Below are 8,755 nucleotides of genomic sequence, written 5' to 3' on the forward strand. Positions count from 1 at the left end.
GACGGCGACATGGCCCTGCACGCACCGACACTGAGCAAATCGCTTTTCAGCAATACCGGCGCGCGAGACGGTCGCCGGCTGCTTGCGCTGCCGGGCGTGATCGCCGTTGCCGGTGCGCTGGTGACGGCGGCGATCTCCTTCGCCATTCTGGTCGGCGCGACGCCGATCACGCCCGACGCGAGGACGACGCTGGCGCTGATTGCGCTTAATGCGGCGTTCGTCCTGTTTCTGATCTTGCTGGTCGGCCGCGAGGTGCATCGCATCCTGATGGCACGCCGGCACGGCAAGGCTGCGTCGCGCCTGCATGTGCGCATTGTGGCGATGTTTGCGCTGGTCGCCGCCATCCCCGCGATCATGGTGGCGATCATCGCGTCGATCACGCTCGACATCGGCCTCGACCGCTGGTTCGAGATCCGCACCAAGACGATCGTCAATTCGTCGTTGTCGATCGCCGACGCCTATGTGCAGGAAAACGCGCGAAATCTTCAGGGCACGACGTTGTCGATGGCTTACGACCTCGACGCTTCGCGCACGCTCTACGGTCTCGATCGCACCGGGTTCCTCGATCTCATGAACAAGGAGGCGGTGGGACGCTCGCTGGCGCACGCAGCACTCATCAAGCCCGATGGTTCCTTCGTTATGAGCGCCAAGACCGACGCGGACTTTGCCATGCCGGAGCCGCCTGAGGGCGCCGTGGCAAGCGCTGCCGACGGCAAGCCGGTGCTGATAGAGCCGCGCACCCGCAACATCATGGGTGCGATCGTCAAGCTGCGCGAGATCGACGGGCTCTATCTCTACACCATCCGCCTCGTCGATCCCGAGGTGATCAAGGCACGGCAGATCGTCAAATCCAACACCGCCGAATATCGCGGTCTCGAAGACAATCGCCGCACCTCGCAAGTGGCTTTCGCGCTTCCCTATCTGTCGCTGACGCTGATCATCATCCTGTCCGCCATCTGGACCGGCATTGCGGTGGCCGACCGCCTGGTGCGGCCGATTCGTCAGCTCATCGGCGCGGCCGACGAGGTCGCTACCGGCAATCTCGACGTGGCCGTGCCTGTCCGCCCCTCCGACGGTGACGTCGCCTCGCTCGGCGACACCTTCAACAAAATGCTGATGGAGCTGAAATCGCAGCGCAACGAGATCCTGTCGGCCAAGGATTTGATCGACGAGCGGCGGCGCTTTTCGGAGGCGGTGCTTGCCGGCGTCACCGCCGGGGTCATCGGCGTCGATCCATATGGCATCGTCACCATCGTCAACCGTTCGGCGGAAACGATGCTGGCCATATCCGCCACGGCAGCGCTTGGGCAGAACCTTTCGGCCGTGCTGCCGCATGTCGGCCGCGTCTTCGAGATCGGCCGCAAGTCGGGCAAGCCGGTCTATCGCGAACAGGTCACCTTCTATCGTGCCGGCACCGAACGGACCTTCAACGTGCAGATCACGATTGAAGCCGGCGACGACGGTTCGGAGGATAAATCCTACGTCGTGACAGTCGACGACATTACCGATTTGGTCCAGGCACAGCGTTCCTCTGCATGGGCCGACGTGGCGCGGCGCATCGCCCACGAGATCAAGAACCCGCTGACGCCGATCCAGCTTTCGGCCGAGCGCATCAAGCGCCGTTACGGCAAGGTCATCACCGAGGACCGTGAGGTTTTCGATCAATGCACCGACACCATCATCCGGCAAGTGGAGGACATCGGCCGCATGGTCGACGAGTTCTCGGCGTTCGCCCGCATGCCGAAACCGGAAATGAAGGCCATCGATCTGCGCGATTCGTTGCGCGAGGCCTCGTTCCTGGTCGAAGTGAGCCGGGCCGACATCACCTTCGAGCGCGTCTTCGGCAATGAGCCGCTCAAAGGCACGTTCGACAGCCGGCTGATGGCGCAGGCTTTCGGCAACGTCATCAAGAATGCTGCCGAGGCCATCGACGGACTTGATGCAGAGGATCGTCCGCACGGCATAATCCGGATTCAAGCCGGGCGTCAGAATGGCGCGATTCGAATCGACGTCATCGACAACGGCAGGGGCTTGCCGCGCGAAAACCGGCAGCGCTTGCTCGAGCCTTACATGACGACACGCGAGAAAGGCACCGGGCTTGGCCTCGCTATCGTCAAGAAGATCGTGGAGGACCATGGCGGGCGACTCGAATTGCACGATGCACCAGCGGACTTCCACGATGGGCGGGGTGCAATGATCAGCATCATCCTGCCGGTTGCCGCCACCGTTCCGGTACGCGGCGAGGGCAAGACGGAACACGAAAAAGAAACTGAAAAGGTCGGTAATGGCGTCTGATATTCTCATCGTCGATGACGAGGAAGACATCCGCGAACTCGTCGCCGGTATCCTGAGCGACGAAGGTCACGAAACACGCACGGCGTTTGATGCCGACAGCGCGCTGGCGGCGGTCGCCGACCGGGCACCCAGGCTGATCTTCCTCGACATCTGGCTGCAGGGCTCGCGGCTCGATGGCCTCGCCTTGCTGGACGAGATCAAGACGATGCACCCGAACCTGCCGGTGGTGATGATCTCGGGCCACGGCAACATCGAAACGGCAGTCTCGGCCATCCGCCGCGGCGCCTATGATTTCATCGAAAAGCCATTCAAGGCCGACAGGCTGATCCTCATTGCCGAACGGGCGCTCGAAACCTCCAAATTGAGACGCGAGGTTTCGGATCTCAAGCTGCGCAGCGGCGAGACTTTCGACCTCATCGGCATGTCGTCGGCAATGAGCCAATTGCGCCAGACCATCGAGCGCGTCGCGCCGACCAACAGCCGCGTCATGATTATCGGCCCCTCCGGCTCGGGCAAAGAACTGGCGGCGCGCGCCATCCACGCACTGTCGGCGCGCAAGAGTGCACCGTTTGTGACGCTGAGCGCCGCCAACATCACGCCTGAGCGTATGGAGATCGAGTTGTTCGGCACCGAATCGAACGGCGTCGAACGCAAGGTCGGCGCGCTGGAGGAAGCCCATCGCGGCATTCTCTACATCGATGAAGTGGCCGACATGCCGCGCGAGACGCAAAACAAGATCCTGCGCGTGCTGGTCGAACAGCAGTTCGAGCGGGTAGGGGGCACCAAGCGGGTCAAGGTCGACGTGCGCATCGTCTCGTCGACCTCGCAGAACCTGGAAGCCATGATCGCCGACGGCCGTTTCCGTGAGGACCTTTATCATCGCCTGGCCGTGGTTCCGGTCATGGTGCCGGGACTGGCCGAGCGTCGCGAGGACATTCCTTATCTGGTCGACAATTTCATGAAGCAGATCGCTCGCCAGGCCGGCATCAAGCCGCGCCGCATCGGCGACGACGCGCTGGCGGTGCTGCAGGCGCATAACTGGCCGGGCAACGTTCGCCAGTTGCGCAACAATGTCGAGCGGCTGATGATCCTGGCGCGCGGCGAAGATGTCGATGCGCCGATCACCGCCGATCTCCTGCCTGCCGAGATCGGCGACGTCATGCCGCGCACTCCAAACAAATCCGATCAGCACATAATGGCGCTGCCGCTGCGGGAAGCGCGCGAACAATTCGAGAAGGACTATCTGATCGCCCAGATCAACCGTTTTGGCGGCAATATCTCGAAGACGGCAGAGTTTATCGGCATGGAACGCTCTGCATTGCACCGCAAGCTGAAGTCGCTGGGCGTCTGACAGCCAAACCAGTCGTGGCCCACGCAATTATCGGTTACGGCGGTCTTGGAATCGCATAAGAAAGCTGGACTTCTTTCAGGGGTTAGCCATGCCGCGCATTGCGTATGTGAACGGGCGCTACGTCGCTCACGCCGAAGCTTCCGTGCATATCGAGGACCGTGGCTATCAATTCGCCGACGGCGTCTACGAGGTCTGCGAGGTGGCACGAGGCTTCATCGTCGACATGCCCCGCCATCTCGCCCGATTGAACCGCTCACTTGCCGAACTCTCGATCGATTGGCCGATCACGCGCGGCGTGCTGCCGCTCGTCATGCGCGAGGTGGTGCGCCGCAACCGTGTCGTTGACGGCCTGGTCTATGTCCAGGTGACACGCGGTGTCGCCAGCCGCGAGTTTTTCTTCCCGCCAGCGGGCACGAAGCCGTCGCTGGTGGTGACTGCCAAAAAAGCCGATCCTGCAGCTGCCGCGAAGCGGGCCGAGAGCGGGATCCGGGTTATCACAGTGCCGGAGAACCGGTGGGATCGGGTCGATATCAAGTCGGTCGGCCTGCTGCCGAACGTGCTGGCCAAGCAGAAAGCCAAGGAAGCCGGCGCTCAGGAGGCCTGGTTCGTCGATGTCGACGGCACCGTCAAGGAAGGTGGATCGTCGAACGCCTGGATCATCACCGGGGATGGCGTGCTGGTGACGCGGCCGGCCGAGCACGGCATCCTGCGCGGCATCACCCGTACGACGCTGTTCGACGTGGCCGCCAAGCTCGGCCTGACGATCGAGGAGCGCGGTTTTTCGGTGGCCGAAGCCAAGGCCGCGCGCGAGGTTTTCATCAGCTCCGCGACCACGATTGCCATGCCGGTGGTGGCGATCGATGGCGCTCCCGTCGCCAACGGCCACCCGGGCTCGATAACAGTTTCATTACGGCAGGCCTTTTTTGACGTTGCGGAAAAAAGTCCAGCCTGATAACCGCACAGATGGAATGAACATCAATATATCTCGTTCTGCTTGTCGTTACTGACGGCAAGATGGTGTTTGCGTGCTTGACATGTGCCGGCTAATTTGGCGCATTGGCCTGCAAACCGAAGGGGATCGGCGAAAGACAAGAACAATGGCGGAACGATCGCAAAATCTTCAGGACCTGTTCCTGAATTCAGTTCGCAAGAGCAAAAATCCACTCACCATCTTTCTCATCAACGGCGTGAAGCTGACCGGCGTGGTCACTTCGTTCGACAATTTCTGCGTTCTGCTGCGTCGCGACGGCCATTCCCAGCTTGTCTACAAGCACGCTATTTCCACGATCATGCCGAGCCAGCCGGTTCAGATGTTCGATGGTGAGGAAAGCCAGGGCGCCTGATTGGCACGTGAGAAAGACGCGGACCGCCGCGTTCGCGGAAAACCAGCACATCAGACCGGGACAGAGGCCAACGGCCCGACCCGGACGGTGGTAATCGTGCCGGTGCTTACCCGGCAGCCGCGTGGCGACGACGACACCAACCGCCCCCGCCTGACCCGTTCCGCCGAGGCTCGTCGCGACGAGGCCGTCGGCCTCGCCAGCGCCATCGACCTCGACCTGGTCCACACGGCGGTGGTGACCGTCAACGATCCACGCCCGGCGACCTTGCTCGGCAGCGGCAAGGTGGCGGAGTTCGCTGAGATCGTCAAAGAGGGCCACGCGGAAGTGGTCATTGTCGATCATCCGCTGACCCCGGTACAGCAGCGCAACCTCGAAAAAGAGTTGAACGCCAAGGTGCTCGACCGCACCGGGCTGATCCTGGAGATTTTCGGCGAGCGCGCCCGCACCAAGGAAGGCACGCTGCAGGTCGATCTTGCCCATCTCAACTACCAGAAAGGCCGCCTTGTGCGGAGCTGGACCCACCTCGAGCGCCAGCGTGGCGGCGCCGGCTTTCTCGGCGGCCCTGGCGAGACCCAGATCGAGTCGGATCGGCGTGTGCTGCAGGACAAGATCACCAAGCTGAAGCACGAGCTCGAAACTGTGCGCCGCACCCGCGACCTGCACCGCGCCAAGCGCAAGAAGGTGCCATTTCCGGTAGTGGCGATCGTCGGCTACACCAATGCCGGCAAGTCGACTCTGTTCAACCGGCTGACCGGAGCAGGGGTGCTGGCCGAAGACATGCTGTTTGCCACGCTCGACCCGACGCTGCGCCGCGTGCGTCTGCCGCACGGCACGCCGATCATCCTTTCCGATACGGTCGGCTTCATTTCCGACCTGCCAACGCATCTGGTCGCGGCCTTCAGGGCGACGCTGGAGGAAGTGGTCGAGGCAGACCTGGTCATTCATCTGCGCGACATCTCCGATCCCGATACGGCCGCGCAGGCCGAAGACGTCGAGCGCATCCTTGCCGATCTCGGCGTCGATGCCCGCGATAGCAAGCGCGTCATCGAAGTATGGAACAAGATCGACCGGCTCGACGAGGGCAACCGGGCGCGGCTGCTTGCCGATGGTGCTGACGGCAAGAAGGCACCGCCGATCGCCATATCGGCGGTAACCGGCGAGGGCATCGATGCGCTGAAGGCGATCATCGAGACGATGATGTCGGGCGAACTGGAGACCTTCACCGTCACACTCAAGCCCGACCAACTCGGCGTCGTCGACTGGCTTTACCGCAACGGCGACATCATCTCGCGCGACGACAATGAGGATGGCAGCGTAACCGTCGCGCTTAAAGCTACACACAGCGCTCGGCAGGAGATCGAAAGCCGATTGCGCCGTCAAAACAACGGGTAGAGGCGGTTACTTCGCGCTTTTTGCCTGCTGCCAGAGCGCTTCCATCTCGTCCAGTGTCGCCTCTTCCAGGCTGTTTCCCGACGCTTGCAGCGTCCGCTCGACATAGTGGAAGCGCGACCGGAATTTTTCGTTGGTGCCGCTGAGTGCCGCTTCGGAATCAATTTTGAGGTGCCGGCCGAGATTGACGACCGCAAACAGCATGTCGCCGAACTCGTCCTTGATCGGCGCAGTGTCGCCTTTGGCCAGCGCCTCGCGTAGTTCGCCGATCTCCTCCTCGATCTTGTCGAGGATCGGCGCCGCCTCGCTCCAGTCGAAGCCGACGCGGGCGGCCTTTTCCTGCAGCTTGAGCGCCCGGGTCAGCGCGGGCAGGGCGACCGGCACGCTGTCGAGAAAGCCCTTGCCATGGTCTTCCGGGTCGAGCCCACGGGCGAGGCGCGCACTGCGCTTCTCCGCCTTTTCCTCTGCCTTGATCTTTTCCCACATGCCCTTGGCCATGCCGGCGCTGCGCGCCTTGTCGTCGCCGAAGACATGGGGGTGGCGGCGGATCATTTTTGTGGTGATGGCCAGGACCACATCGCCGAATGAAAATTCGCCGGCCTCCTCGGCCATTTGCGCGTGGTAGACCACTTGCAGCAGGAGATCGCCGAGTTCATCCCGCAGATCGTCCAGATCGCCACGCGCAATGGCGTCCGCCACTTCGTAGGCTTCCTCGATCGTGTACGGCGCGATTGTCGAAAAGTCCTGCTCGATATCCCACGGGCAGCCGGTTTCCGGCGCCCGCAGCGCTGCCATGATCTCGATCAGTCGGGAAATGTCTTTCGAGGGTTTCATCTGGGAAACGCTATCCTGTACACGGCTGTGCGGCCAACGGCTTCAGCCGGTGAGGGCGCCTTGTCCACAGACGGGCCGCCAGACCATGATACGAAAGTGGAAGCCGGTTTCCGGAAGATCCTAGTTAGCAAAAGCATCAGTCGAGCACGGAGACTATCGCCTTGGCGAGCGCATCCATGCCGTCCTCGGGCAGGCCGGCAACGTTGATGCGGCTGTCGCCGACCATATAGATGGCATGCTCGGCGCGCAGCCGCTCGACTTGCGCCTCCGACAGGCCAAGCCGGGAAAACATGCCGCGATGGCTGGCGACGAAATCGAAACGGTCGGAGTTGGACTGCCGCCGCAGCGCCTCGGCGAACTGGACGCGCAGCCGCAGCATGCGCAGCCGCATCTCTTCAAGCTCTGCCTCCCAGTCGGAACGCAATGCGGGGTCTTCAAGCACGATGCGCACCGCCGCCGCGCCGTGGTCCGGCGGCATCGAATACATGGCGCGCGCCGCCGACAGCATCTGGCCCATCGCCAAATCCGCCTGCGCGCCACCTTTCGCCATGATCAGCGCTGCACCGACTCGGTCGCGATAGACGGCAAAGTTCTTCGAGCAGCTGGAGGCAACGACCATTTCCGGAACTTTTGCCGCCAGAAGGCGCAAGCCGGCGGCATCCGCATCAAGTCCCTCGCCAAAGCCCTGATAGGCGATGTCGACAAAGGGCAGCAGGCCGCGCTCAACGACAAGATCGGCAATGGCAGCCCATTGCGAGATGTCTAGATTGGCGCCTGTCGGGTTATGGCAGCAGCCATGCAACAATACGACGTCGCCAGGATTCGCGGTTCTCAATGCATTCAGCATGTCGTCGAAGCGAACCGCACCAGAAGCAGCGTCGAAATAGGGATATTCGCGTATCTGCAGGCCAGCGGCGCGCATCACCGGCATGTGGTTCGGCCATGTCGGATCCGACAGCCAGACCATCGCGTCGGTGCGGGTCCTTTTCAGCAGCTCTGCTACCAGCCGCAGCGCGCCGGAGCCGCCTGGCGCCTGCGCCGCACGAATGCGCGTCATGTCGGCGGCTGGGCCGAACACCAACCTGGCCATCGCCGCGTTGAAGGCGGTATCGCCGGCAAGGCCGAGATAGGTCTTGGTATCCTGGCCCTGCAGCAGCCGCTTTTCGGCTTCGCGCACCGCGCGCATCACCGGCGTCTTGCCGTCGCGATCCTTATAGACGCCGACCCCAAGATCGACCTTGTCGGGACGCGGGTCGGCGCGATAGAGGCCGATCAAGGCCAGGATCTTGTCGGCAGGCGCGGGCTGGAGATTTTCGAACATCGATAAGGTTCCGTTGGCGGCGGAGTGATACGCAAACCGGCCGTGCTTTGCCAGCAGTTTCATATGCACCAACTCGGCGCCGGTTTGCCTCGAAGGCGGCCGATACTATCTGGCGGGCGAGAGCGGGCCCGATATCTCCTAGGTCGTGTGGACTCTTGGGATTCCCAAGGCTGAGCAAATCAGATTCAAGGCTGTCTTTTGGAGGCAGCCATGGGTGTTCTC

Annotated in this window: 7 protein-coding genes; 5 read left to right on the top strand and 2 right to left on the bottom strand. The window is 62.4% G+C overall.

Annotated elements, in window-relative coordinates:
• The first annotated feature begins 9 nt into the window (after positions 1-9).
• The 5 genes from NKH60_RS29755 (at position 10) to hflX (ending at position 6,381) form a co-directional block, all read left to right on the top strand.
• Positions 10-2,295: a sensor histidine kinase NtrY-like gene (locus tag NKH60_RS29755; RefSeq protein WP_352502927.1), complete on the top strand. Its 2,286-nt coding sequence runs from the start codon at positions 10-12 to the stop codon at positions 2,293-2,295.
• On the top strand, positions 2,285-3,646 hold the full coding sequence (ntrX, locus tag NKH60_RS29760) for a nitrogen assimilation response regulator NtrX (protein WP_352874380.1): 1,362 nt from the start codon (positions 2,285-2,287) through the stop codon (positions 3,644-3,646). Before NKH60_RS29755 ends, ntrX begins: the two co-directional genes overlap by 11 nt.
• An 88-nt stretch (positions 3,647-3,734) precedes the next feature.
• Positions 3,735-4,598 (top strand): D-amino-acid transaminase, encoded by an 864-nt coding sequence (locus NKH60_RS29765; protein ID WP_352874382.1) that lies wholly within the window; start codon positions 3,735-3,737, stop codon positions 4,596-4,598.
• A 145-nt stretch (positions 4,599-4,743) separates the two neighbouring features.
• Positions 4,744-4,989, top strand: a complete 246-nt coding sequence (gene hfq / locus NKH60_RS29770) for an RNA chaperone Hfq (protein ID WP_006202172.1) — start codon at positions 4,744-4,746, stop codon at positions 4,987-4,989.
• Entirely contained in the window at positions 4,990-6,381 is a 1,392-nt protein-coding gene (gene hflX / locus NKH60_RS29775) for a GTPase HflX (RefSeq protein ID WP_352874384.1), read from the top strand. It begins immediately after the preceding gene.
• A 6-nt stretch (positions 6,382-6,387) separates the two neighbouring features.
• Here hflX and mazG read toward each other — a convergent pair whose 3' ends face one another.
• Complete coding sequence (gene mazG, locus NKH60_RS29780) at positions 6,388-7,212, bottom strand: nucleoside triphosphate pyrophosphohydrolase (protein WP_352471848.1); 825 nt, start codon at positions 7,210-7,212, stop codon at positions 6,388-6,390.
• Positions 7,213-7,348: 136 nt separating this feature from the next.
• Positions 7,349-8,533 carry an amino acid aminotransferase gene (locus tag NKH60_RS29785; protein ID WP_352682713.1) on the bottom strand — a complete coding sequence of 395 codons (1,185 nt, stop codon included), beginning with the start codon at positions 8,531-8,533 and terminating at the stop codon, positions 7,349-7,351.
• Positions 8,534-8,755: the final 222 nt, after the last annotated feature.

This window comes from Mesorhizobium sp. M1006, from assembly GCF_040318825.1.
GTDB lineage: Bacteria > Pseudomonadota > Alphaproteobacteria > Rhizobiales > Rhizobiaceae > Mesorhizobium.

Bases quoted from the DNA above. Each gene is read 5' to 3' on its own strand.
- NKH60_RS29755 (WP_352502927.1), top strand. From the start codon at position 10: ATGGCCCTGCACGCACCGACACTGAGCAAATCGCTTTTCAGCAATACC.
- ntrX (WP_352874380.1), top strand. From the start codon at position 2,285: ATGGCGTCTGATATTCTCATCGTCGATGACGAGGAAGACATCCGCGAA.
- NKH60_RS29765 (WP_352874382.1), top strand. From the start codon at position 3,735: ATGCCGCGCATTGCGTATGTGAACGGGCGCTACGTCGCTCACGCCGAA.
- hfq (WP_006202172.1), top strand. From the start codon at position 4,744: ATGGCGGAACGATCGCAAAATCTTCAGGACCTGTTCCTGAATTCAGTT.
- mazG (WP_352471848.1), bottom strand. From the start codon at position 7,212: ATGAAACCCTCGAAAGACATTTCCCGACTGATCGAGATCATGGCAGCG.
- NKH60_RS29785 (WP_352682713.1), bottom strand. From the start codon at position 8,533: ATGTTCGAAAATCTCCAGCCCGCGCCTGCCGACAAGATCCTGGCCTTG.